Source organism: Micromonospora sp. NPDC050795, from assembly GCF_044456785.1.
Taxonomy (GTDB): Bacteria; Actinomycetota; Actinomycetes; order Mycobacteriales; family Micromonosporaceae; genus Micromonospora.
The window spans coordinates 210,006-234,907 of the sequence record NZ_JBITGE010000003.1 but is presented as its reverse complement, the minus strand read 5'-3'; the positions used below and the strand labels follow the sequence as shown (position 1 = coordinate 234,907).

Annotated in this window: 20 protein-coding genes and 1 tRNA gene; 11 read left to right on the top strand and 10 right to left on the bottom strand. The window is 71.4% G+C overall.

Features of this window, described 5'->3' with window-relative positions; all coding sequences use genetic code 11:
• Positions 1-105 precede the first annotated feature (105 nt).
• On the bottom strand, positions 106-1,515 hold the full coding sequence (locus tag ACIBEF_RS04695) for a diguanylate cyclase (RefSeq protein WP_396791193.1): 1,410 nt from the start codon (positions 1,513-1,515) through the stop codon (positions 106-108).
• A 195-nt stretch (positions 1,516-1,710) separates the two neighbouring features.
• Here ACIBEF_RS04695 and ACIBEF_RS04690 point away from each other — a divergent pair, with 195 nt between their 5' ends.
• Together ACIBEF_RS04690 and ACIBEF_RS04685 are read left to right on the top strand one after the other, a co-directional pair.
• Positions 1,711-2,490, top strand: coding sequence for a phosphodiesterase (locus ACIBEF_RS04690; RefSeq protein WP_396791191.1), 780 nt, complete (start codon positions 1,711-1,713; stop codon positions 2,488-2,490).
• Between the two features lie 11 nt (positions 2,491-2,501).
• A complete protein-coding gene (locus ACIBEF_RS04685) occupies positions 2,502-3,152 on the top strand; it encodes a histone deacetylase (protein ID WP_396791190.1) in 651 nt (216 codons plus the stop codon).
• Positions 3,153-3,182: 30 nt separating this feature from the next.
• Here ACIBEF_RS04685 and ACIBEF_RS04680 read toward each other — a convergent pair whose 3' ends face one another.
• On the bottom strand, positions 3,183-3,980 hold the full coding sequence (locus tag ACIBEF_RS04680) for an alpha/beta fold hydrolase (RefSeq protein ID WP_396791189.1): 798 nt from the start codon (positions 3,978-3,980) through the stop codon (positions 3,183-3,185).
• Positions 3,981-4,259: 279 nt separating this feature from the next.
• Here ACIBEF_RS04680 and ACIBEF_RS04675 point away from each other — a divergent pair, with 279 nt between their 5' ends.
• The gene (locus tag ACIBEF_RS04675; RefSeq protein ID WP_396791188.1) at positions 4,260-5,966 is read left to right on the top strand and encodes a bifunctional metallophosphatase/5'-nucleotidase; all 1,707 of its coding nucleotides are present in this window, start codon (positions 4,260-4,262) and stop codon (positions 5,964-5,966) included.
• Between the two features lie 588 nt (positions 5,967-6,554).
• Here ACIBEF_RS04675 and ACIBEF_RS04670 read toward each other — a convergent pair.
• On the bottom strand, positions 6,555-7,838 hold the full coding sequence (locus ACIBEF_RS04670; protein WP_396791187.1) for an MFS transporter: 1,284 nt from the start codon (positions 7,836-7,838) through the stop codon (positions 6,555-6,557).
• Between the two features lie 150 nt (positions 7,839-7,988).
• Here ACIBEF_RS04670 and ACIBEF_RS04665 point away from each other — a divergent pair, with 150 nt between their 5' ends.
• Complete coding sequence (locus tag ACIBEF_RS04665) at positions 7,989-8,462, top strand: hypothetical protein (protein WP_387351939.1); 474 nt, start codon at positions 7,989-7,991, stop codon at positions 8,460-8,462.
• Positions 8,463-8,512: 50 nt separating this feature from the next.
• Here the strand turns inward: ACIBEF_RS04665 and ACIBEF_RS04660 are convergent, their stop codons facing one another.
• The 3 genes from ACIBEF_RS04660 to ACIBEF_RS04650 all read right to left on the bottom strand — a co-directional run bounded on the left by ACIBEF_RS04660 (position 8,513) and on the right by ACIBEF_RS04650 (position 11,917).
• Positions 8,513-10,402 carry a hypothetical protein gene (locus tag ACIBEF_RS04660; protein WP_396791186.1) on the bottom strand — a complete coding sequence of 630 codons (1,890 nt, stop codon included), beginning with the start codon at positions 10,400-10,402 and terminating at the stop codon, positions 8,513-8,515.
• A 341-nt stretch (positions 10,403-10,743) separates the two neighbouring features.
• Positions 10,744-10,820 (bottom strand) — tRNA-Pro (locus ACIBEF_RS04655).
• A 203-nt stretch (positions 10,821-11,023) separates the two neighbouring features.
• A complete protein-coding gene (locus ACIBEF_RS04650; RefSeq protein ID WP_396791184.1) occupies positions 11,024-11,917 on the bottom strand; it encodes a metallophosphoesterase in 894 nt (297 codons plus the stop codon).
• Positions 11,918-11,942: 25 nt separating this feature from the next.
• On the opposite strand from ACIBEF_RS04650, the gene ACIBEF_RS04645 reads away from it, so the two are divergent.
• Positions 11,943-12,398 carry a GatB/YqeY domain-containing protein gene (locus ACIBEF_RS04645; protein ID WP_355006005.1) on the top strand — a complete coding sequence of 152 codons (456 nt, stop codon included), beginning with the start codon at positions 11,943-11,945 and terminating at the stop codon, positions 12,396-12,398.
• 114 nt (positions 12,399-12,512) lie between these two features.
• Here the strand turns inward: ACIBEF_RS04645 and ACIBEF_RS04640 are convergent, their stop codons facing one another.
• Positions 12,513-14,945, bottom strand: coding sequence for a transglycosylase domain-containing protein (locus ACIBEF_RS04640; RefSeq protein WP_396791182.1), 2,433 nt, complete (start codon positions 14,943-14,945; stop codon positions 12,513-12,515).
• Positions 14,946-15,352: 407 nt separating this feature from the next.
• Between ACIBEF_RS04640 and ACIBEF_RS04635 the strand changes: the two genes are divergently transcribed.
• Positions 15,353-15,673, top strand: a complete 321-nt coding sequence (locus ACIBEF_RS04635) for a WhiB family transcriptional regulator (protein ID WP_030328078.1) — start codon at positions 15,353-15,355, stop codon at positions 15,671-15,673.
• A 6-nt stretch (positions 15,674-15,679) separates the two neighbouring features.
• On the opposite strand, the gene ACIBEF_RS04630 is transcribed toward ACIBEF_RS04635, so the two are convergent.
• Genes ACIBEF_RS04630 through ACIBEF_RS04620 form a run of 3 tightly spaced genes read right to left on the bottom strand, consistent with a single transcriptional unit; the run spans position 15,680 to position 18,470 of the window.
• Entirely contained in the window at positions 15,680-16,831 is a 1,152-nt protein-coding gene (locus ACIBEF_RS04630) for an ArsA family ATPase (protein WP_396791180.1), read from the bottom strand.
• 53 nt (positions 16,832-16,884) lie between these two features.
• Positions 16,885-17,862 (bottom strand): ArsA-related P-loop ATPase, encoded by a 978-nt coding sequence (locus ACIBEF_RS04625; protein ID WP_396791178.1) that lies wholly within the window; start codon positions 17,860-17,862, stop codon positions 16,885-16,887.
• 26 nt (positions 17,863-17,888) lie between these two features.
• Positions 17,889-18,470, bottom strand: coding sequence for a hypothetical protein (locus ACIBEF_RS04620; RefSeq protein WP_396791280.1), 582 nt, complete (start codon positions 18,468-18,470; stop codon positions 17,889-17,891).
• Positions 18,471-19,132: 662 nt separating this feature from the next.
• Here ACIBEF_RS04620 and ACIBEF_RS04615 point away from each other — a divergent pair.
• From ACIBEF_RS04615 to ACIBEF_RS04595, 5 genes are all read left to right on the top strand, one after another.
• Complete coding sequence (locus tag ACIBEF_RS04615) at positions 19,133-19,615, top strand: hypothetical protein (protein ID WP_396791176.1); 483 nt, start codon at positions 19,133-19,135, stop codon at positions 19,613-19,615.
• A gap of 44 nt (positions 19,616-19,659) precedes the next feature.
• Complete coding sequence (locus ACIBEF_RS04610) at positions 19,660-19,815, top strand: DUF4177 domain-containing protein (RefSeq protein WP_007466198.1); 156 nt, start codon at positions 19,660-19,662, stop codon at positions 19,813-19,815.
• Positions 19,812-20,273, top strand: coding sequence for a RidA family protein (locus ACIBEF_RS04605; protein WP_355006000.1), 462 nt, complete (start codon positions 19,812-19,814; stop codon positions 20,271-20,273). Before ACIBEF_RS04610 ends, ACIBEF_RS04605 begins: the two co-directional genes overlap by 4 nt.
• 113 nt (positions 20,274-20,386) lie before the next feature.
• The gene (locus tag ACIBEF_RS04600; RefSeq protein ID WP_396791173.1) at positions 20,387-21,223 is read left to right on the top strand and encodes an MBL fold metallo-hydrolase; all 837 of its coding nucleotides are present in this window, start codon (positions 20,387-20,389) and stop codon (positions 21,221-21,223) included.
• Positions 21,220-24,846: an adenylate/guanylate cyclase domain-containing protein gene (locus tag ACIBEF_RS04595; RefSeq protein ID WP_396791171.1), complete on the top strand. Its 3,627-nt coding sequence runs from the start codon at positions 21,220-21,222 to the stop codon at positions 24,844-24,846. Before ACIBEF_RS04600 ends, ACIBEF_RS04595 begins: the two co-directional genes overlap by 4 nt.
• Positions 24,847-24,902 lie beyond the last annotated feature (56 nt).

The following is a 24,902-nucleotide window of genomic DNA, read 5'->3' as shown; positions in this document are numbered from 1 at the left end:
CGTGGGGCGTGGGGCGTGGGGCGTGGGGCGTGGGGCGTGGGGCGTGGGGCGTGGGGCGTGGGGCGTGGGGCGTGGGGCGTGGGGCGTGGGGCGTGGGGCGTGGGGTTAGGCGGCGGAGAGGAGGACGCCGTCTCGGCCTTGGCGTTTTACCGCGTAGAGGGCCTGGTCGGCTCTCTTCAAGGTGCGGTCGGGGGTTTCGCCGGGGCGGGGTAGTGCGACGCCCACGCTGATCGTGCGGCCGACGCGGCGGGCCGCCTCGGTGAGCCGTTCGGCGATCCGGACCGCCTCCTCCGGGCGGCTCACCTCGATCACCGCGACGAACTCGTCGCCGCCGATCCGGTACAGCTCGTCGCCGTGCCGCAGCGCCCCCTCCAGCGCCCGGGCCAACCCGACCAGCACCTGGTCACCGGCCTGGTGGCCGTACGTGTCGTTCACGGTCTTGAAGCCGTCCACGTCGATCGCCAGCAGGGCTGTACGCCCGGGGGTGGCCGCAGCGATGCGCTGCCCGAACGGGCCGGTGTGCCGCAACCCGGTCAGCGGGTCGCTGCTTGCCTGCTCCCGCAGCCGGGACAGCGTGCGCAGCCGGTCCACGCTCGTCCAGGCCTGTCCGGCGAGCAACTCCATCAGGCTGACCGTGGTCGGGTCCGGGCGCAGCGCGCGTTCGTCGGCGACCAGCAGCACCCCACCGGCGTCCGTGGGCCCGACCGGTACGGCGACCAGTGTGCGTACCCCTGCCCGGGTCAGCGGGCGGTAGTCCTCGGTTGGGGGATGCCCGGCCTCGCCCAGCGTGTACCCGGCGCCGTACCGGTGCGCCCGCTCGACCATCCGGTCAAGGGCGGCCGGACCCGCAGTGGCCAACTCGGCGCGGATCCGGGTCTCCAGGTCGCTCGGCGTCGCCGGGGACGGGCCGAGCTGGCCGCCGATCAACAGCAGTGCGGTGGAGAGCGTGGAGACCTCCCGGGCGGCGCGGGCAGCCGCCCCCATCACCTCTCCCTCGGTCGGCGCGGAGGAGAGCGCGGACGCGTGCCGGAGCAGCTTCTCGCTGCGGCTCTCCACCGGTGGGCCACCGAGGGCGGCGATCCGCGCACCGAGCCCGTCGGCCAGCCGCTGCGCGGTCACCCGCCAGGGCTCCAGGTCGGTCGGCTCGCTCCACTGCAGGTCGAGTACGCCGATCGCCCGGCCCGTGGGGTCCAGCACCGGTACGCACAGCTCGGCGGTCACGTCCGGGCGTACCGGCAGGTAGTCCGGGTCGACTGTGACGTCCGGGACGACAGCGGGGGCGCCGGTTGCGTACACCCGGCCGACGATGCCGGTCCGCGCCGGCACGGTGGCGAAGACCTGCCAGGCCCCGGTTGCCGCGACGCAGCGCAGGCGGTCGTGGGCCGCGAGGAGTACGGAGATGGTCGCCGGGGTGTGACGGGACAGTGCGGTGACCGTCCACCGACACGCCTCCGGTGTGCTCGACGCCATCGGCAGGCGAACGGTGACGTCACGGATGACTCGCTGATGATCCACTCGCACGTCGTTCCAGGTAGGGGAGGGGCCCGGCTGACGCCGAACCGCTCGATCAAGCGTACTCACGGTGGCGGGACAGCGACCTTCGTACACACGTGCTATCCACAGGCTGTGGACGCGGCCTGTGGACGCCGGCCCCCGGGATGTCGCGCCCGGCGATAGCCTGAAGCACTCCGGCGCCGAGGAGGCGAGCCCGTGCTCATCGCCCAGCTCAGTGACCCGCACCTGACCACCGGCCTGCTCGCCGCGGAACCCGCCGCCGGGTTGCACCGGGCGCTCGGTCGGGTGCTGGCGTTGCGGCCCCGCCCGGAATGTGTGGTGATCACCGGCGACCTGGCCGACCACGGGAAACCCGAGGAGTACGCGGCGCTGCGCGAGGTGATCGGCGCATTCCCGCTGCCGGTGCACCTGGCCACCGGGAACCACGACGACCGGGAGTCGCTGCTCGACGCGTTCGGGGGCACGCCGTGGCTCGGCGGCGGCTACTCGGCCTACTACCACGTCGACCACGAGGCGGTGTCCGTCGTGGTGCTCGACTCGCTCGTCCCCGGCAGCGACGGCGGCCGACTCGGCGAGGAGCAGCTCGACTGGCTCGACGGGGTGCTGGCCGGGCGGCCCGAGGTGCCCGCCGTGCTCTTCCTGCACCACCCACCGGTCGCGGTCGGCATCCCGGCGGCGGACACCATCCGGCTCGCCGACGGTGATGCCCTCGCCGAGGTCATCGGCCGTCACCGGCACGTCGTCCGGGTCGCCGCCGGCCACCTGCACCGCCCGGTCACCACGGCGTACGCGGGCACGGTCCTCACCGTGGCCCCCAGCACCTGGAAGCAGAGCACGCTCACCATGAGCGCCGACGAGCAGATCGGTTGGGTCCACGAGCCCACCGCATTCCTGCTGCACTCGGTGGAGTCTGGCGGCTGCGTGACCCACACCGTGCAGGTCAGCCACTCCACCGGGCAGACCTGCGGCTTCTGAGGGGCGTCACCGTGCTGGCCTGGTACGTCTCGTACGGCTCGAACATGCACGCCGCCCGGCTGGCCTGGTACATCGGTGGCGGCTGCCCGCCCGGCGGAAAGCGGACGTACCCGGGCTGCCGCGACCGCCGCCCACCCAGCCGGTCGACGCCTGTGTCGCTGCCCGGCGGCATCTACTTCGCCGGCGAGTCCGGTGCCTGGACCGGCGGCATGGCCTTCTACGACCCGCACCTGCCGGGCGAGGCCGCGGCCCGCGCCTACCTGGTCACCCTGGAGCAGTTCACCGACATCGCGGCCCAGGAGATGTACCGCCCGCCGGGCGACACGACCGAGCTGATCCCGGCGACCGGCGCGGCCATCGACGCCGCCGTCGCCAACGGACGGGCCACGCTCGGCCCGGGGCGGTACGAGACGCTGATCTGCCCGGGCAGCCGCGACGGTGTTCCGATGCTCACCTTCACCGCCCCCGAGGGGGCGTCAGCCGTGCCGTGTCGCCCTCCCGCGCCGATCTACCTCGGCATGATCGCCCGAGGGCTGCGCGAGTCGCACGGCTGGCCCGCCGAGCGGATCGCCACCTACCTGGCCGCCCGGCCGGGCGTGGCGGGCGCCTGGCCGGCGGACGCCGTCACTGCCCTGGTCGACAAGGCGCTGGCCGACGGCTGACCAGCCGGGTCGCGCCTCCGGGGCCGCTGGTCAACCGAGCAGGAACTCGCGCAGCGCGGGGGCCAGCGTCGTCGGGGGCACGTCGTGGTAGCCGCCGTCGAGGCTCACGGACCGGCCGCCCGGCACGGCCTCGGCCGCCGCCCGACTCGCGTCCCGCAACCACTGTGGACTGCCGGTGCTGTCCACTGCGAGGGTCGGTGCGGTGATGGTCGCCAGCCGGTCGGCGGGGAGTCGCCCGCCGGCGGTGACGATCGCGTCGTACACCAGGGTGTGCGCGATCGCCGTCAGCCCACCCCACATCGGTTGCGACCGCATCCCGCTGATCTGCTGGGCCGGCAGCCCCACCGAGGCACTGAGGAAGATCTCCACCGCGCCGTCCCGGTCGTCGGCGGCGATCAGCTCGATGAGCTGCGGTGTGATGTCCTTGCCGACGCCCACGTGCGGACCGACCCGAAACGGTGGCTCGAACATGACCAACCTGGTCACCGGAAGACCCTGTGCGGTGGCGAGGGCGGCCAGGACGGCCCCGGAGGAGATGCCGTAGACGGCGGCGGAACCACCCGCCGCCGCGATCAGGGCGGCCAGGTCGTCGATCTCGCGGCCGACCTCGTACGGCAGGGTGTCACCGCTGTAGCCCCGACCGCGACGGTCATAGCTGAACACGGTGAAATCCGGCGCCAGCGCGGCACCCAGGTCGCGGGTCGCACCGCGATCGCTGAACGCGCCCCCGACGAGGACGACCGCCGGCCCGGCACCGGACCGCTCGAACGCGATGGGCGTGCCGTCGACCGATCGCACCTGCTCCGCCACGGGTGTCGTTCCGCTCACGATGCCGTCCCCATTCCTCGTAGGCTGCCCTGTCCTTTCTAGACCCTGGGTCCGACGATGTCCGGCAGACCGCGTTAAACAATGATCGATAACGGCCTCGGCGTACGCGCTGCTCCTAAGCGCTGCCCGGGTCGACCGGTGGGCGTCCGGATGAGAGGCTGTCGGGGCGGGGGCCATGCTCAACCACCGTCATCCGCGACCCTTTCGACGGCGTCCGTCGGTGGCCCCGGTCGACCCAGAGGCCAGGCACCGTACGCGCCGATTCTCACGAGGAGATCCATGTTCATACCCGGGATGCGTCGGGCCGCGGTCGGCCTGACCGCGCTCGCGGTGGCCGCTTTCGGCGCGGTCGCCACCAGCCCTGAGCAAGCCGACGCGCGGCCGAAGCCGGTCGACGTCACCCTGCTCGCCCTCAACGACTTCCACGGCAACCTCGAACCGCCGAGCGGGTCCAGCGGCACCATCGCCGGGCAGACCGCTGGTGGCGTCGAGTTCCTCGCCACCCACCTTGCCGAGCTGCGCGCCGCAGCCAAGAAGAAGAACACCATCACCGTCGCCGCCGGTGACCTGATCGGTGCGTCCCCGCTGCTCTCGGCCGCGTTCCACGACGAGCCGACCATCGAGGCGCTGAGCATGGCCGGGCTGGACTACGCCAGCGTCGGCAACCACGAGTTCGACGAGGGAGCCGCCGAGCTCCTGCGGATCCAGAACGGCGGCTGCCACCCGGTGGACGGCTGCATCGACGGCACCCCCTACCGGGGAGCTGGCTTCCAGTACCTGTCCGCGAACGCCTTCAAGACCGCCACCGGCAAGCCGCTCATGGCACCGTACGCGATCCACAAGGTGCAGGGCGTCAAGGTCGGCTTCATCGGCATGACCCTGGAAGGCACCCCGCAGATCGTCAGCCAGCAGGGCGTCGCCGGCCTCAGCTTCGCCGACGAGGCGGACACCGCCAACCGGTACGCGCGCGAGCTGCGCCGCAAGGGCGTACAGGCGATTGTCGTCCTGCTGCACGAGGGTGGCACCCAGGCCGCGACCGGCGGGATCAACGACTGCGTCGGCATGACCGGCCCCATCGTGGACATCACCAACCGGATGGACCCGTCGATCGACGTGGTGGTCAGCGGGCACACCCACCAGGCGTACAACTGCGACATCAACGGCAAGCTGGTCACCAGCGCCAGCTCGTTCGGTCGCCTGGTCACCGACATCGACCTGAAGATCGATCGCCGGAGCGGGGACGTGATCTCCGCCGCCGCGAACAACGTCGTGGTCACCCGCGACGTCGCCAAGGACCCGAGGCAGACCGCGCTGATCAACCGGTACAAGACGGTGCTCGGCCCGGTCGCCGGACGCCAGGTCGGCGTGACCAGCCAGGCGATCACCCGGAGCCAGGAAACCCTCTTCGGTACGAGCCTAGGCGAATCGCCACTGGGCAACCTGATCGCCGACGCGCAGCTCGCCGCCACCGACGACGAACAGAACGCCGTCGCCGCCTTCATGAACCCGGGCGGGGTCCGGGCCGACCTCGACGCCGGCCCGGTCACCTACGAGGAGGCGTTCACGGTGCAGCCGTTCGCCAACAACCTGGCGACACTGGACCTCACCGGCGCGCAGCTCTACTGCGTACTGGAGCAGCAGTTCGTCACCGGTCGGACCCTGTACCCGTCGGCCACAGTGGGCTACGTGGTCGACCCGAACGGCACCACCGGTACGGTCGCCGACCCGTGCGCCGGCACCCGCGTGGTCCGGGGCAGCCTCACCCTCGGCGGCACCACCGTCGACACCGCCGCCACCTACCGGGTGACGGTGAACAACTTCCTGGCCGGCGGAGGCGACGGCTTCAGCGCCCTCACCGGCGGCACGAACCTGGTCACCGGCCAGATCGACCTGGACGCCTTGGTCGACTACCTGACCGCTCAGTCGCCGGTCTCCGCACCGACGCTGGACCGGATCCGCACCACCGCCGAGGTCCCCGCCGCCTGACGGCCGACCCCGCGACATCGGGCCCCGGAGCACCAGCTCCGGGGCCCGACCCGTCCCAGCCCTCGCGAGGCCGCGCTTCTGCTTACCTGCGCCCGCTCCGCCCGTCTGCCCGCCCGCTCCGCCCGTCTGCCCGCCCGCGCCGCCTTCGCGCGCTGCCCGCCCGCGCCGCCTTCGGGCGCTGCTCGCGCCGCCCGGGCGCTGCTCGCGCCGCCCGGGCGCTGCTCGCGCCGCCCGGGCGCTGCCCACGCCGCCCCCGCGCCGCGCGGCCCGCGCCACCCGCGCACGCCCCTTTAGGCAAGATCGCGCTCGAACATGGATGTAGTGGCATCGGTGCGGCGGGATACCACTACATCCAGGATTGAGCGCGATCTTGGTCCGCGACAGAATTCTGGCGGGTTCGATCAGGTAGATCTGCGCAACTTCTCCGATGTTGCTGTCTCCCGCGCGCCCGAGGCACCAACTTCCGGGAAGTTGTGCGCCTCATGGTGCGGGGTGCGGGGTGCGGCGGGGCGGAGCGGGGTGCTTGGTGAGGGCGGGCGGGGTATGTCGCGGGCGGTGCGACGACGCCGACGGAGGGGGCGGTGAGGGTCAGGCGGGGGCGGGCGTGGGGGTGGGGGATGCCGGGTTGGTCGTCGCGAGACCGTCCTGCTCCGTGGTGAGCAGCCGGCGCAGGGAGAGCGCGACCAGCGAGGCGACCAGGCAGCCGCCGACCACCGTCGCCACCCAGACCATGCCGTTGGCGGCGCCGATGAGTGGGCCGGCGGTCACTGGGCCGATCACACCGCTGATTCCGAAGATCATCGAACTCATGGCGTTGTACCGGCCGCGCAGCTCGTCGGTGGCCAGCGCGTTGGTCAGTGCGGGCATCACCGGGGACAGCATCGTCTCGCCGAAGCCGAAGATCGCCGAGCAGAGCACCACGCACAGGGCGGCCAGCACGGCGTTCTCGGCACTGACCAGGCCGGCCACGCCGAGGACCAGCCAGGCGGCGGCGAACACCGCTCCGACCACGGCCAACGCCCGGGTGCGGCTGCGCCCCTCGATCCGGCGGATGACCACCAGTTGCGCGAGCACGATCATCACCGTGTTGGCCGCGAGTGCCCAGGCCACCACCCGGGGGTTCACCTCCGCCACGCGCACCGCGTACGCGGCGAAGCCCACCTCCACCTGCGCGTAGCCGCAGGTGGTGAGGATCAGACCGAAGATCACCAGTCGTCGGAACGGGCGGTCGCGGAGCACCGTCAGGTAGCCGCCGGGCGACGGTTCGTCGACGCCTCGACGTTTGCCGAGTCGGTGGCCCACCCCGGGCAGGGTGAGCAGGATCAGCGCCGGCATCAGGTATGTCACCGCGTCCAGCAGGTAGATAGCCTGGAAGGTGCCGGGCCGGGCGGTGTCGACGATCGCGCCGGAGGTCATGCCACCGATGCCGATGCCGAGGTTGAGCAGGGCGAAGTTCAGCCCGAAGACGCGTTGCCGTTCATCGTCGTCGGTCAGCGACGCGAGGATGGTGTTCTGCCCGGACCAGATCGCCGAGCTGCCGATGGCGATCACCGTCATTACCAGTAGGGCCGAGCCGGTCGAGTGGACCAGCGCCAGCGAGCCGGTGCCGATCGCCTCGATCAGCAGGCAGGGCACCACCACCCAGCGGGCGCCGACCCGGTCGATCAGCGTCCCGCCCAGCGGCGACAGGGCCAGGGTGACCACGCCGTACCAGCCGATGACGAGCCCGGCGCGGGTGTCGGTGAGCCCGCGCACGTCGGTCAGGTAGATGAACAGGAACGGCAGGGTCAGACCCCGCCCGATCGCCGACAGCAGTGTGCCGAGGAGGATCCGGCGAGCTTCCGAACGGCGGGGCAGGACACGACGCAGCATGCCGGCATTCTGTTAGGTGGGTCCGACGCCGCGCGAACCGTTTTGGCCACGACTCGCGTTCACCGGGACCGGTCGGTGACCAATCCCACGTTGATCCACTTGCCGTGATCGCGGTCGGTCGGTGTCCGTCGGGTCTGCGATGCTGGCGCGATGACCGGCACCTGGCGACATCTGCCCGCTACCGCCCGCGCCATCGCGTTGACCGCGACGACGGCCGTCGCCGCCGCCCAGGCACGCGACGGTCAGGCGTACGACGAGGCGGTCGGCGGTCTCGCCGCGGACGAGCGTTCCGGCCTGGTGCTCGGCGCCGTGGTCCGGTTGCTGCTGGAGGAGAGCCATCCGGACGGGTTGACCGGCGACGACATCCGCCAGGTGTTGACCCGCTGCGTACAGGAGTCGACGCGGTGGCGAACGGACGTCGACCCGCACGTGGTGCTCGTCCTGCTGGCCGGCGCGTTGGGCGTGTACGACCCCGACAGCGACGAGTCACCGCCGGACGCTTCGGCGCTGGCCCGCCACGCTCCGCTGCTGGTGGCCGACCTGTTGACGGCGACCAGCGTGCCGTTGGACGACTACCTGGCCGCCGCGTTCGCGGAGATCGAGCGCACCGAACGGCAGGACTGACGAACGGGGGCGGCCACATCGATGTGTGGCCGCCCCCGTATTTGGGTGGGTCAGGAGGCGGAGGCCGCCACCTCGAAGGAGTACCAGTTGGGGTAGTCGCTGATCGTGCCGTCGCCGCGTACGGCGTAGACGGTCAGGTCCATGTACCCGGTGGCGGTCGGCGTCCAGGTGATCGTGGCCCGGCCGTTCGCGTCGGCCGGCACCTCGGTCGGCTCGGCACCGTTGAAGCTGTACTGGTAGGCCGTGGTGTCCGTCCAGCCCGGCGGTGGGGAGAAGGTGAAGGTGCCCTCGATCCCCACTCCGCCGACAGCTGAACCGTCCGGCGAGGAGTAGACGTCGGACTTCACCCCGGGGCCGGGATAGAAGGACGTGGACCAGTTGCCCTCCGGCGAGACGAACCCGTTGTCACTGCGGCTGCGCACCGTGAGGTGGTGTCCGTTCGGGTTCGTGGCGACGAAGCTGAAGAAGGCCGTGCCCTCCTCTTGGGCGTCCAGGGTCTCCGGCGTTCCCCCGTCCAGGGTGACCTCGTAGTCGCGGACACCTGTGACGCCAGGGGCCGGGACGAACTTCAGGAGAATTTCCTGCCCCCACTCGGGCGTACCGGTCTCCACCCTCACCTCGGGCTCGACCCGCGGCACCAGAGTGCGGTACTCGACGGTCTCGGAGACGTTGCCCGCGAGGTCGATCGTGCGGACGCTCAACTGCTGCGGCCCGGAGCCGATCAGATCGATCGTCACGGTCGCCGCACCGCCGGGGGTGTTCGCCCGAACCGATCCTGACTGGTCCAACGGGTGGGTGCACTCCAACTGGCCGTACTCGCCACTGGCCGAGCAGCCGTGGCCGCCCAGGCTGCGCCACGAGTATTCGAAACCGGCGACGTCCTTGTCGCCGTTCCCGGAGAAGGTGAAGACCGGCGACACGCCGGTCGGCCCCGCCTCGCCCGTGCTGTCCTGCGGATAGTTGGCCGAGGTGATGGTGGGCTCGACGGGAGCGGTGCGGTCGTGGGTGAAGAAGCACTTCTTCGACCAGGGCGAGTAGTCCGCGCCGTCGGTCACCCGGGCCTGCCAGACGTAGGTCTTGCCGTCGGCGAGCGTGCCCTCGGGCAGGTCGACCCGGTTGGCTCGGCCGGTGAGGCCGTGCTCACCGGTGAACACCTGGCGAGCGTCCGGGTTGGCCTTCGGCCAGATGACGACCTCGGTCTTGACCGCGCGCTCGTCGTACTCGTCGGCGTCGCTGCCGACCGCCTCCAGGATGCCGGCGAACCCGCCGATGCGCGGATACGGCGTCAGTTGGGTGCAGGGCAGACCCCCGTTGTACAGGTGGGCGTTGTCAATCTGCGGCACCGAGTTGAACTCGACGTTCAGGTCGACGCTGCGGTACGGGTGCAGCCCTCGGCTGTAGGACGCGTCGCTCTCGTACTGCTCCGGCACCCGGATCTCGAAGGTGATGTGACGCTGCCGGTGTGCCACCGCATCCTGCACCGCGGCGCCCACGTCGACCGTGATGGTGGCTCCGGGGCAGAACTGCACCGGAGTGAGGACCTCGCCGAGCTTGGCGAGCGGTTCAGGTGCTCGGTTCCAGGTCGGCGTCGTGGTGACCGGCTTCGTACGCCAGATCTCGACGGCACGCTTGCTGCAGTCGGCGACGGTGCGTTCCTCGACGAACACCGTGCCGCCGTAGATCTTCTTGCCTTCGTAGGCGGCGAGGTCGAAGGTGGCGTACACCCGCGAGGTGTGGCTCTTGCCCTTGTCGTCCTGCCAGGTGCCGAGCGGGACGTTGGTGTTGCTGTCCACCGGGTATGCCTTCTTCGGCGTCGCCGAGTCGGTCCACCCCACCTGGACCGACGGCGGACCGTCCAAGTGGGGTGCTGCGGTGGCGGCGTTCGCGGTGGAGATGAGAGTGAGCCCGCTGACGCCAAGCGTCAGCGCGAGTGCGCTCACGATGCCACGGCGCGGCCTGGATCTGATCACAGTGGATTGCCCTCCCCGTTCTCACCCGCCGATTGGGCGAATGATCAACCGCATCAGATCGTGCATGAAGCCAGGTGGCAACCACCTTTCGGCCGGCTTGGGGTCCGGTCGAAAGGATCCATGATCTTCGGGTGATGCCGGGTCAGGCGGGAACGGCGACCCGCCGCGCCACGACCTCCAGGTACTCCGCCGGGATGCGGACCGTGCCAGGTCGCGCTACGGGATGCGGTCGCCGTTGGGGACCTGGAGCCGCTGCGCACCGTGGATATGCCGGAGGGCACATCCATGAGTCGGATGTGCCCTCTTGCCTCTGGTCGGGGTGGCCGGATTCGAACCGACGACCTCTTCGTCCCGAACGAAGCGCGCTACCAAGCTGCGCCACACCCCGAGGCGTGCCGACAAATAGTAGCCCACCCGCCCCGATGGTCAAACTCGGTACCCCCACCGCCCGGACCCTGCCCACAAGAGCCAAGATCCGCACAACTTCCGGGATGTTGCTGCCTCACGACGCGCCGAGGCAGCAACATCCCCGATGGTGCGCGAATCTCGAAGCGGCGGCGAAGCGGCAGGGCGGCAGCGCGGGCGTAGCGGTCAGCGGGGGATGAGGGTCAGGATGCTGGCCTCCGGGGGGCAGGCGAAGCGGATCGGGGCGGTCGGGTGGGTGCCGAGGCCGGCGGAGACGTGCAGCCAGGAGTCCGAGCCCGGCCACCGGTGCAGGCCGCGCGCCATCGAGCGGGGCAGGCCGCAGTTGGTCACGAGCGCCCCGTAGCCCGGTACGCAGACCTGACCACCGTGGGTGTGCCCGGCCAGCAGCAGCCCGAAGCCGTCCGCCGCCATCTGGTCGAGCACCCGTGGCTCGGGTGAGTGCGTCACCGCGATGGAGAGGTCCGCCGAGGACGACACCGCGCCGGCTACGGAGGGGTAGTCGTCCCGGTCGATGTGCGGGTCGTCGACGCCGACCAGGTCGAGCTGTCGACCGCCGGCCTTCAGCATGGTCCGGGCGTTGTTGAGGTCCACCCAGCCGGCGCCGGTGAAGACCTGACGCAACTCCTCGTACGGCAGCTCGACGCCCTCGGTGTACTCCCGGTCGGGCAGGAAGTAGGTGAAGGGGTTCTTCAGCACCGGCCCGGTGTAGTCGTTGGAGCCGAACACGAACGCGCCCGGGTAGTCCAGCAGTGGTTGCAGGGCCCGGAGCACCCCGGGCACCGCGCCAGGGTGCGCCATGTTGTCGCCGGTGACCACCACCAGGTCGGGGTCGAGGGCGGCCAGCGATGCCACCCAGCGCTGCTTGCGCGCCTGGTCGGGCATCATGTGCAGGTCCGACAGGTGCAGCACGCGCAGCGGCTCCGCGTCGGCCGGGAGCACCGGCACGTCGTACCGCCGCAGGGTGAACATGTTGCGCTCGACGAGCGACGCGTACGCGAGGGTGGCCGCGCCGATCGTGGCGGTTCCGGCGGCGAGCCGGAATAGTGTGCGCTTTCGCATGGCGTTCAGGGTAGTTTGACCGTCCATGAGCACGCTGAAGGACCGCCTCACTGCCGACATGCGTACCGCGCTCAAGGCGCGCGACGAGCTGACCACCTCCACGCTGCGGATGGCCCTGGCCGCCGTCGGCACCGCCGAGGTCGCCGGCAAGGCCAAGCGCGAGCTCACCGATGACGAGGTGCTCGCGGTGCTGACCAAGGAAGCGAAGAAGCGTCGCGAGGCGGCCACCGCCTTCGCCGACGCCGGGCGCGCCGAGCAGGCCGCGAAGGAGAGCGCCGAGGGCGAGGTGTTGGACCGCTACCTGCCCAAGCAGCTCTCGGACGCCGAGCTGACCGAGCTGGTGTCGGGGGCGCTCGCCGCGGGCGGCTTCACCGGCAAGTCCCAGATGGGCCCGGCGATGAAGGCGGCCCAGGCCGCGGTGGCCGGCCAGGCCGAGGGTGGTCGGGTGGCCGCCGAGGTACGCCGACAGCTCGGTCTCTGACCCGGCAGGGTCAGCGGGGCGGCACGACGTGTCGCAGCCACCCGCCGGTCCCGACAGACGAAACGGGCGGGCACCCACTGAAGGGTGCCCGCCCGTTGTGTCCTACCCGTCGGTTCAGCCGCCGGGGCGACCACCGGGTCGGCCCCCGGGCGGGCCGCCGGGCAGACCGCCCGGATTGCCGTCGGTGTTGCCCGGCGTGCCGCCGCCGCCACTGCTGACCTCGATGGTGACCACACCACCCTTGATCGTCCGTCCGTCCGGGCTGGTGCCGGCCGCTTCACCCGCCTTGCAGGAGGACGGCACCTTGGCGCTGGAGACGACCGGCTCGAAGCCGGCACCCTTGAGCCGGGACTTCGCGGTTTCCACCGAAACGCACTTCACGTCGGGGATGCTGCGCTGGTCACCCTGGGAGATCTTCTGACCCGGCGCGTCGAAGTCGATCTTCGGCTTGCCCTTCATCGCGTCCCGCAGCGTCTCCCAGACCGGCGGGTTGATGCCGTCCTTCTCCGCGTGCTTCATCTTCACGTTGGTCTGCGGCCAGTCCGGGTCGGCCATGATGCCGGCGACGGAGTACTGCTTGGTCATCGCGACCAGCGCGGCGGTCTTCTCCGAGTCGGTGGTACCGGACTTGCCGGCCACCGGGTAACCGACGTCGCCGCGCACGTTTCCGGCGGTCGCCCCCGCGCACCGGGAGGACGACGACTTGTCACCGAGCGGGCACCGGGCCGCGTCCACGGCGGCGCGGGCCACCTCGGTGCTGAACCGCTTCTCGCAGCGCGGGTTGGCGATGTCCAGCTTGTTGCCCTCCGGGTCGCGGATCTCCTGCACCGGGATCGGTTCGCAGTACTTGCCGTCCGCGGCCAGGGTGGCGTAGGCGTTGGCCAGGTCCAGCGGGGTGGTCTGCGAGACGCCCAGGGTGAACGCACCCCACTGGTGCGCGCCCTTCTCCAGGGTCAGATCTTCCTCGGACCGGAAGTTGATGCCCAGCCGCTTGGCGGCCTTGACCACGTTCTCCGCGCCAACCTGCTGTTGGAGCGGCACGAAGTAGGTGTTCACCGACCGACCGAACGCGGTCCACATGTTGTGCGGGCCGGCCATGCTCTCGGTCGAGTTGGTGGGGCAGTAGAAACTGGTCCCCGGGCAGGCCGCCGGACCAGGGCGGATGATGTATTCCGACTTGAACTGCTTCGGCGCGTTCATCGAGTAGCTGAGCGGGATGCCCTTTTCCAGCGCCGCGACGATGGTGAACATCTTGAACGTCGACCCGGCCTGGTAGCCGGTGATGCCGTCACCACCGGTGAGCAGCGGGTTGACAGTCGCCGGGTAGTTGCCCCGAATCTTCTTCTTGCTCTTCGCGGGATCGCTGGAGATCTTGTTCTTCGGGTTCTTCGGGTCGTCGAGCTTGAACTGCCGGTTGACCGCGAGCGCCCGCACCCGGCCGGTGCCCGGCTCGACGACCGCGACCATCGCGGCTTCCTTGCTGTTGATGCTCTTGGCCTTACGGACCGCCTTGTCCGCGGCGCGCTGCGCCTGGACGTCGATCGAGGTCACGACGGTGTAGCCACCGCTCTTGAGCCGGCGCTCCCGGTCGTACCTGGTCGAACCGAACGTCTCCTGATCCATCCACCAGCGGTAGAAGTAGTCGCAGAAGAAGCCCCACTCGTTGACGTTGGCGGCGACGCAGCCGTTCGGGGTGCGCTTGTCCTTCACCACCAGCTTGGCCGCCTTGGCGGCGTCCGCCTCCTGCTGGGTGATGGCCTTGATGTCGACCATGTTCTGGATGACGTAGTCGCGGCGGTCCAGCGCGAGCGGGTAGCCGAGTTCGGTGGTCGGGTCGTTCGTCGTGGGCGCCTTGACCATGCCGGCCAGCAACGCCGCTTCCTCGATCTTCAGCTTGCTCGGCGGCTTACCGAAGTAGACCTGGCTGGCGGCGTAGATGCCGTACGCGCCGTTGCCGAACGAGGCGAGGTTGAGATAGCGGGTGAGGATCTCGTCCTTGGAGAATTCCTTGTCGACCTGGAGGGCCAACCGCATCTCGCGCAGCTTGCGGGCGCTGGTGTCCTCGGTCGCCGCGACGACGTCCGCCGGGTGGGTGGCCGAGTACGCGATGGCCAGCCGGACGTACTGCATGGTCAGCGTCGAGGCGCCCTGTCGGCCGGAGCCTTCGCTCTGGTTGTTGACGAACGCCCGGGCGACACCGTTGATGTCGACGCCGTTGTGCTTGTAGAAGTCATGGTCCTCGGCCGCGATGATGGCCTTCTGCATGAACGGCGAGATGTCGGCGAGCTTGACGTCCCGTCGGTTCTCGTCGTACATCGTCGCGAGCGGTGTCTTGCCGTCCGATGCCATCAGGTAGCTGATCTGTGGCGCGCGGGCCACCGTCAGCTCCGTGGGCAGGGCACCGAACGTCTCGGCGCCGGCCTTCGCGGCCAGGCCGGACATCGCTACCGCGGGGAAGGCCGCCGCAGCGACCACCACGCCGGCCAGCAGGCCACACACGAGTAGCGATGCGGCGTTGGTCAGCACATTGTGGTCACGTTTCCGCATCCAGGTCACCTCGACAGGGTACGCGAGTAGGGAACGAGGGGCGCTGGGGCGTTCTTTCCCCATTTCCTGCGCGCGCTGCCCTCGTTGTGCTAAACGCACGACCCCCGCTACTTGGTTGCGTGTGACCTGGCGTGAGTCTCCTCCGATTCAGTGAGGCGGCGCAGCGTTATCGCTGACCTCGGCGGGGTAACCGGCGGTCGAAGGCCCGGGAAGCCGGGACTGTCCGAAATGATGGATTTCGCCGACAACGTTGCGTAATCAGTCGACTACAGAGCATGATGGGGGCGGCGACAGCGCCAGATGTCGTCCGCGCCGCCTTGGGGAAGGCAGGCCGGGCGATCGGGGGGAATTGCCGGCTGACGTGCATCGACGAGGTCGGTAGGTACTGCAAGGGGGGACGTGTACACATGGGCATGATCACTGACTGGCCGTCACTGGCGGCATGTCAGAACGGGGACCCGGACGCGTTGTTCGTACAGGGCGCCGAACAGAACGTGGCGAAGCGGATCTGCCGGAGCTGCCCTGTTCGGTACGAGTGCCTGGCCGACGCCCTGGACAACCGGATCGAGTTCGGTGTGTGGGGCGGCATGACCGAACGCGAACGGCGGGCGCTGCTGCGTCGTCACCCCCAGGTGACGAGCTGGCGCAAGATGTTCGAGGCCGCGATGAAGAAGAACAGCAAGGACAAGGCCGGCAAGGACAAGATTCTCGTCAGCGCGGCCAACTGACGCCGGTCACGACCGGCTGATCGCCGCGCCGATCGTCCGTAGCCCGTCGACGTCGTGCACGTCGGCGGGCTGCGCCGTGACCGAAACCGCCGGCACGGCCGGGAAGGCCTCCGTGAAGCGCGCGGCGACCTGCTGCTCGCGTACCGCCTGGCGAGCCAAGGCCGCGTGCGCCCGCAACACGTCGGCGGTGGCCTCATGCCCACCCAGCTGGGTCAGCCGCTCGGCGGCGACCTGGCTCTGCTCGGCGTCCAGCGCCGGGACCGCCGGGCGGTGCACCCGGTTGAGCACCAGGCCGGCCAGCGGCATCCGCTCGTCGCGCAGCCGGCCCGCGAAGTAGGCGGCCTCCCGGACCGCGTCCGGCTCCGGCGTCGCGACCAGCAGAAAGGCCGTCTCCCGCGCCTGCAGGATGCGGTACGTCTGCTCGGCACGCTGCCGGAAACCACCGAACATCGAATCAAGTGCCGCCACGAAGCCGGACAGGTCGGTTAGCAGCTGTGCGCCGAGCACCTTCTGCACCACCTTTGAGAACATCCCGAACGAGGCCGTGACCAGGCTGAACATGCTCCGCCCGCCGCTGCGCGCCGGAGCCAGCAGCAGTCGCAGCATCCGGCCGTCGAGGAAACGGGAGAGCCGAGCCGGCGCATCCAGGAAGTCCAGTGCCGAGCGGGACGGTGGGGTGTCCACCACGATCAGGTCCCACTCGCCCCGGGCGTGCAACTGACCCAGCTTCTCCATCGCCATGTATTCCTGCGTGCCGGCGAAGGTCGAGCTCATCGCCTGGTAGAACGGGTTCGCGAAGATCTCCGCGGCCTTCGTCGGGTCGGTGTGCTGCAACACCACGTCGTCGAAGGTGCGCTTCATGTCCAGCATCATGGCGTGCAACTCGCCGCCGCTGCTCTCGACGTCGATCCCCTTGACCTGGCGAGGGGTGTTGTCCAGCTCGGTCAGGCCCAGCGACTGGGCCAGCCGGCGGGCCGGGTCGATGGTGAGCACCACAGTGCGTCGCCCGTGGTGCTCGGCGGCCCGCAGCGCCAGCGCCGCGGCCGTGGTCGTCTTTCCCACTCCGCCGGCACCGCAGCACACGACGATCCGCACGCCTGGGTCGGCGAGGATCTGGTCGACGTCCAGCTGCGGCGCCGCGTCTTCGGAAGGCACCAATCGAGCGTATCGGGCCGGCGGGTCCGCGCGCCCGTGCTGCGCTCAGGTGTGAGTCATTCGGCGCGGACGAGGGCCTGGGCCAGCGTCGCGAGCCCCGCGCGATCCACCCCGTCGGGCAGCAACGGCAGCTCGATCATCGGCAGCCCCAACTCCACCAGGTCGGCGCGGAGCGAATCTTCCAGTTCGCGCCGGATGAGCTGGTCGCGCGCCTCGTCGTGTAACCCGGCCACGATGTCCCGATCGGCCGGCAGCCCGGCCGCGACCAGCCCGCGCTTTAACTCGGCGGCGGTGACCGCCGCTCCGGCGGGCAGCGGCGGTCGGACTCCGTTGACGAGCACCTTTCCGACGCCGAAGCCGAGGGCGGTCAGGTCGGCGATCGCGTCGACCGTCTCCTGGATCGGCATCTCCTCCAGCAGCGTGACCACGTGCACCGCTGTCATCGGGGACCGCAGCAACGCGGCGACCCCCTCGCTCTGGGTCTTGATCGGGCCCACCTTGGCCAGCCGGGCCGTCTCCGCCGTCACGTTGAGGAACCGGCCGATCCGCCCGGTCGGCGGGGCGTCCAGCACCACCGCGTCGTACGCGCGCCGCTGCCCGGTCGTGCGGGTGGTGGCCTCCTTCACCTTGCCGGTGAGGAGGACGTCCCGCAGGCCGGGCGCGATGGTGGTGGCGAAGTCGATGGCACCGAGCTTGCGCAGCGCCCGGCCCGCCGCGCCCAGTTTGTAGAACATGTCCAGGTACTCGAGCAACGCCTCCTCGGCGTCCACGGCGAGCGCGCGCACCTCACCGCCGTCCGGCGCGTCGGCGAGGTGGCGTTCCTCGTAGGGCAGCGGCTCGATGCCGAACAGTTGGGCGATGCCCTGCCGCCCCTCGACCTCGACCAGCAGGGTGCGCCGGCCGCCGGTGGCGAGCGCCATGGCCAGCGCCGCCGCCACGCTGGTCTTACCGGTGCCGCCCTTGCCGGTCACCACGTGGAGACGGGCGGGCCACCCGGTACCGGCCGGGTCGATCGGACGCTCAGCTGCACACACCCGTCGAGCCTATCCAGGCTGGGCGGTCAGGCGACCTCGCAGACCCACCAACCCGTCTTCTGCACCACGGTGAAGCGCAACTCCTGGTCGGCCACCTTCTCGTCGGCGGTGGTCATGGTGAGCCGGGTGGAGACGGTGGCCCGTTCCCCGGTCTGGTTGTCCACCTTCGGGGTGGTCCACCGGAAGCGCGGGTTCTGGTAGGTGGAGGCGTACTTCTCCACCTCGGCCACCTTCGCGGCGATCTTGTCGTCGTCGCGGGAAGCGGCGCAGACGTGACCGGCCGCCTTGGTCGCGTCGCGATCCTTGTAGACCGCGGTCAGGAACTCGTCGACGGCGACCGCCGGCTCCTTGGCGCCCTCGCCGGTCTCGGCATCGCGCAGGGTCAGGAAGGCCACCACGCCACCCCCGACGCAGAGCACCATGATCACGACCAGGGCGATCGCCGCGATCAGCAGACCGCGCTTCTTCTTCGGCGCGGGCGTGCCCTGGTAGGGCGGATAGGACGGCGGGGCCGGGGGGATCGACGAGGAGTTCGGGGCACCCGGCTGCGTCGGTGCGGCCGCCGAGGAGGGGCCGCCAGGCCCGTCCGGCTGCCCGGCGCCGCCCAGTTGCCCGGGGAAGGCGGGCTGGCTCGGGCCGCCGATCTGCCCGGGGAGGGCCGGCTGCCCGGCGCCGCTGGGTTGCCCCGGGAAGGCCGGCTGGCCGGGGCCGCTGGGCTGCCCGGGGAAGGCCGGTGAGGTGGGGGCGGCGGGGAGTGCCGGCTGGGCGGGGGAGGCGGGGAGGGCGAGCTGCCCGGGCGGCGGAGCGGGGGTCGGCTGGCTGGGGATGGTCGGCGCGCCGGGCTGACCGGCGGGATCCGGGTGGGCCGGCGGGTGAGCGGGTGTGCCGGCCTGGTCGCCGCTGGGCGGGTGGGTCATGTCGTTCCCCCAGGGGTGCGGCGCCCGCCGCCACCCCTGGCGCCGAGCGTGATCGAGCGGGCGGCCGGGCGCTGCGCGACCGTCCGACCGGAAGGGTAGCGGTCGATGACCGGATCGGTGTCGCCCCTGCCTGTCGAGTGGGCCGGCGATCCGGTGAGCGGTACCCGCGCCGGTTTCGGTGTCGGGCCTCCGACCTGCGGTGTGTCGCATATGTGACTGTTGATGACCTCTTGTGCGCGTCCTGTTGGCGGGACCGCGGCCACAGACCTACCTTCGTCCCCGTGCGGGGGCCGGAACGGACGAATGGGTCCGGGCCGGAAGCATGGTCCGAGAGGTACGACCGGAGGCAGTGCATGCGCGACGCGGACAACATTCCTCGCACCCAGTTCCCGACGAACGAGCGGCCCCGCCGGGTCGGGTCCGTGGTCGAGGCCGGCGGGCAGGTCACCAACCAGCCGATCAACGAACGGTCGTACCGCCGGATGCCGGAGCAGGCGGAGACAGCCCGGGTGCCGAGCCAGCCCGCCGAGCGGACCCGCGAGGACGACGAGCCGGGCTTCGTCATCCACCTGCCGATCCGGGTGCCGAATCTGGCGGCGGCGACAGTGCTGGCCGGACGGGTCGCGGTGTCCCTGGGCTTCCTGCCCGAGTTGGACGCCGGCGAGACCACCGTCTCCAACGCCGACGATCAGAACAACCGGCACCGGGTCTTCTGTGACCTGCTGCTGCCCGACCGGTCCCGCTGCCCCCAGGGGTACGAGCACGAAGGGTGCTGCGGGGAGCTGCCGGCCGCGCCGGAGCAGCGTCCCGTACCTCGTCCGGCCAGCGGACCGTAGGCTGTCCCTCGAACAATTCCGCACCGAGAGGGAGCCCTTCAGCGATGCAGAAGTGGGAATACTCCACGGTCCCGCTGCTGGTCCACGCGACCAAGCAGATCCTCGACAACTGGGGCGAGGACGGGTGGGAGCTCGTCGCCGTGGTCCCCGGCCCGAACCCGGACCAACTGGTCGCCTACCTGAAGCGGCCCAAGGCGTGAGCAACGGTCCGCACGCGAAGCTCGCCGAGCTGGGTCTCGAACTGCCCGAGGTCGTGCCGCCGGTGGCCAGTTACGTCCCGGCCGTGCAGTCCGGGCAGCACGTGTACGTTTCCGGCCAGTTGCCGATGGCCGAGGGCAAGTTGCTGGCGACCGGCAAGGTCGGCGCCGGGATCTCCGCCGAGCAGGCGAAGGATCTGGCACAGCGGTGCGGGCTCAACGCGCTGGCCGCTGTCGACTCGCTGGTCGGCCTGGAGAACGTGGTCAAGGTGGTCAAGGTGACCGGGTTCGTGGCCTCCGCGCCCGGCTTCACCGGTCAGCCCGCCGTGATCAACGGTGCCTCGGATCTCTTCGGCACCGTCTTCGGGGAGGCCGGCCGGCACGCGCGCAGCGCGGTGGGCGTGGCCGAGTTGCCCCTGGACGCCCCGGTGGAGATCGAGCTGATCGTCGAGGTCGCCTGAGCCAACCGCGATCTTGCACTTGCTGTCGCGACGAAAGCCGTGAAGAGGCATAAATCAGCAGCAGCAAGTGCAAGATCGTGGGGTGTGGCGAGCGGGGTCGTACGATCGCAGCCATGAGCGGGCACGTGACGGGGGCGGTGGCGGCGCTTGCCGACGAGTTGCCCCGCTGGGTTTCACTGCTGCGTGCGCCGAACCCGGGGCCGATGACCCTCGACGGCACCAACACCTGGGTGCTGCGCGCCCCGGCGGCCGAGTCCGGCATCGTGGTCGACCCGGGGCCGGCGGACGAGGGGCACCTGACCCGGATCGCCGAGCACGGCCCGGTCGGGCTGATCCTGATCACCCACGGCCACCCCGACCACACCGAGGGCGCGGCCCGGCTGAGTGAGCTGCTCGGCGGCGTGCACGTACTCGCCGCCAACCCGGCGCACACCATCGGTGGCGAGCCGCTGACCGAGCCGGGCGAGCACGTCGGCGGCTTCGGTCTGCACATCAGGCTGTTGCAGACCCCAGGGCACACCGCCGACTCGATCTGCTTCCTGGTCGAGCACGGCGACGAGCGGGTGGTGCTCACCGGTGACACCATCCTCGGCCGGGGCACCACCGTGGTCGCCCATCCAGACGGTCACCTCGGTGACTATCTGAGCAGCCTGGAACTGCTGTCCGCGTACCGCGGAATCCCGGCGCTGCCGGGACACGGCCCGGCGCTGGCCGACTGCGCCGCCGCCGCCGACTTCTACCTCGCGCACCGCCGGGCCCGGCTCGACCAGGTCCGGGCGGCGGTCGCCGCCGGCGCCCACACCCCCGCCGACGTGGTGGCGACGGTCTACGCGGACGTGGACCGCTCACTCTGGTGGGCAGCCGTTTGGTCGGTTCGGGCCCAGTTGGAGTATCTGGGCGTCGACACCGGGGAATCCGCGCCCGGGGTCAGTGGGTTGGAGCACATGTGACCTGCCCCGTGTGTGGAACCGTTGCCGTTCCCGGCGCGCGGTTCTGCCACAACTGTGGCGCCGCGCTGCCGGCCGCTGCCACGTTGCCGGCGGCCGAGCGCCGGGTGGTGACAGTGCTCTTCGGCGACCTCTCCGAGTTCACCTCCTGGTCGGAGGATCTCGACCCGGAACGCGTCGGCGCCGTCACCGACCGGGTGCTCGCCGCCCTCGCCGGTGCCGTGAAGACGTTCGGCGGGCACGTCGACAAGCTGACCGGTGACGGCATCATGGCGGTCTTCGGTGCCCCGGTCGCGCACGAGGACGACGCCGAACGCGCCGTCCGGGCCGCCCTGTCCATGCAACGGGCCGTCCGCCGGGTGCTCGACGACGAGCGGGGCGGCGGCGCGCCGCTCGGGCTGCGGGTCGGGTTGAACACCGGCGACGTCATCGCGGGCATCCAGGCCGCGATCGAATACACGGTCATCGGCGACACTGTGAACACAGCGGCCCGGCTCGCCGACGCCGCCGCCGTCGGGGCCGTCTACGCCGGTGGACGCACTGCTGCGGCCACCAGGCACGTCTCCTCCTGGCGGGCGCTGCGCCCGCTGCGGCTCAAGGGCAAGCGTGAGCCGGTCGAGGCGTACGAGCTGCTGGGTCTGCTGGACGCGCCGGGCACCCGCTCGGGGCTCGGCGACGAGGCGCCGTACGTCGGCCGGGAGACGGAGATCGGCCGGGTCGCCGGCCGGCTCGCCGAGGTGATCGACCAGGGCGACCCGCGGGTGCTGTTGATGACCGCCGAGGCGGGCATCGGCAAGTCCCGGTTCGCCGCCGAGGTGGAACGCCTCGCCGCCGGTTACGACGTCGGTGCCGGCCGGTACGCGGCGCACACGGGGGCCCGGGTGCTCTCGGTGCGCTGTGCGGCGTTCGGGGAGCGGCGACGGCTCGCGCCCCTGGCCGATCTGGTGCGGGCCGCCGTCGGTCTGCCCAGCGACGCGTCCACCGCGTTGACCCGCCCGTCGGTCGAGGAGCGGCTGCGCCGGCTCGGGCAGCGGCTCGCCCGCTCCGGTTCCGAGACACCACCGATCGCCACGGAGCAGCTGCTCGCACTGCTCGGCTACGCCGAACTTCCGGCGCACACCGGTGGCGACAGCGGCGAGTGGGGCGGCTCGGGCACTCCGGCCGCGGACGCCGAGGTGGTGCCGAACGCGGTCGCCGACCTGCTCAGTGGGCTCGCCTCGGAGGCGCCGCTGGTGATCGTGGTGGACGACCTGCACGATGCCACCGCCGAGACGATCAGTGCCCTCGGGTTGACCCTGTCCAAGCTCACCGGCCCGGTGCTGGTGCTGCTGCTCGGCCGCCCCGAGTTGGTGCGTACCGCTGGGGCGCTGACCCGGGTCGCGGACGCCGAGGTGCACTCGCTACCACCGCTGCGCGGTGCCGACGCGGCCCGGCTGCTCACGAGTTACCTCAGCGGCGGCAAGCTGCCGCAGGCCGACACCGACCGGTTGCTCGCCACCGCGCAGGGCAATCCGTTCTACCTGGCTGAGCTGGTGACCCTGCTTATCGAACGGGGCGCGCTGACCACGGAATCGGTCCGTGCCGCCGCTGACCGTGCAGGCTCCGGCGATCGGGACCAGAGCGGGGCGAGCGGCTGGCGGTTGGTGCCGGGGTCGCTGGGCAGCCGGCTGCTCTCCCGGGACCTCGCCGCCGTGCTCGCGGCCCGGATCGACGCGTTGCCGCCGGACGCCCGGTCGGTGCTGCGTGACGCGGCGGTCACCGGCGACACGGTGCCGACCGGCGCGCTGGAGGCGATGCGGGAGCAGCGCGGTGGCCGCGACGGCAGGCCGTCGGCAGTGGTCGCCGTCGAGCTCGACCGGGCGGTCGAGGAGTTGCTGCAACGCCGCATGCTGCACCGTTCGCGTACCGGCTACTCGTTCGCGACGCCGCTCATGCGGGAGGCCGCGTACGCCGGGGTGAGCAAGGCCGAGTTGGCCGAGCGGCACGCCGCGCTGGCCCGGTGGGCGGCACCGGCGGACGAGGCCACCGTCAGCACTGTCGGCGGGTTCACCGACGAGGCCCGGGACGACTTCGTGGCGATGCACGTCGAGCGGGCCGCCACCCTCGCCGATGCGGTGAAGCTGCGCCCGGACGCGCCGGCCCGTGCGGTGGTTCCGCTCGGCGTGGCCGCGCTCGGACGGGCCGCCCGCCGGTCGCTCGCCGCCGGTGAGCCGGCCATGGCCGTCGAGTACGCCGAGCGCGCCACCGAACTGGCCCGCGACGGGGTGCCGGCAGCCGACCGGGTGGTGCACGCGCGGGCGTTGCTCCAGGTCGGCCGGGTCTCCGACGCGTTGGCGTACGCCGAGAAGATCGCCGCGAACGCGGGAGACGAGGTCACCCGGGTCAGTGCTCTCCTGCTGGCGGGGCAGGCCCAGGAGACCCTCGGCGATCAGGGCCGGGCGGTGACCGCCTGGCAGGAGGCGTTGCAGGTGGCCACCGAGGGTCGACTGCCCACGCAACGTGCCACGGCGATGCGCCGGCTCGGCATGGCCGACTTCGTGGCGGGGCGGCTGAGTCAGGCGAGCAGCCGGTTGGCGGCCGCGTACCAAGTCAGCCTCGGTGCGCAGGACCGACGCGGGCAGGCGTGGTCCCTGCAGAACCTGGCCTGGGTGACCACCACCCGGGGTGACTTCGCCGGGACCGACGCGGTGCTCGGCCGGGCCGCCCGACTCTTCGCCGAGCTGAAGGACCCGTACGGGCGGGCCTGGCTGCGCGGCACCACGGCGTTCGCCCGGCTGCTCGCCGGCCGGCTGCGCGAGGCGTGTCGGATGGCGCAGGTGTTCCTGCCGTTCGGCGAGCGGGTCGGTGAGGCGTGGGCCGTGGGCACGCTGCGGGCGGTGGCGGCGTTCGCCACTGCCGAGCTGGGGGACCTGGCCGAGGCGGACCGGGAGGCCCGGCGGGCGTACCGGGAGTTCGCCGCCGCGTCCGACGACTGGGGGCGCGGGTTCGCCCTGGTGGTCCGGGCGGTGGTGGCGCGCGGCCTGGGCGAGCCGGAGCACGCGGCGGACCTGCTCACCGACGCCCTGGCGTACGCGGAGCGCACCTCGCATCCGCTGCTCACCGGAATGGCCGGCACGCTGCGCGGCTTCGTCGCGTTGGACATGGGCGACTGCGAGACGGCCGAGCGGGTGGCCCGCGCGGTGCTGACCGCCGTGGAGCCGCACAACCCGCAGGCCCCGGCGCAGGTGGCGCCCCGGGTGTTGCTGGCGACGGCCCGTCTCGCCGCCGGCGACTCGGCGACAGCGGTCGGGCTGCTCGCCCCGGTGGCCACGGCCGCCGCGAACGCGCCCTCGCTGCTCTTCTCCCGCCGTCAGACGATGGCTCAGTACGCTGCGGCGCTGCTCGCCTACGGTCAGCGGGAGCAGGCGTTGGACTGGGCTCGTCGGGCGGTAACCGCGCCGGCCGAGGACGTGCGTAGCCAGGTGATCGCGGCGAGTGTGCTGGCCGAGGCGTTGGCTGCCTGCGGTCGTCCGGCGGAGGCGCTGTCCTGTGCGCAGGAGGCGGTCCGCCTGGCGTACGCCACCGAGCAGCGCAGCGAACGGGCCGCAGCCGACGCCCTGCAAACCCGCCTGTCCGCCCTGGTCTGACCCCCGCCCACTGCTGTTGATCAAGAGGTTTCGGTCAGATTCCGGGCCGCCGGTGA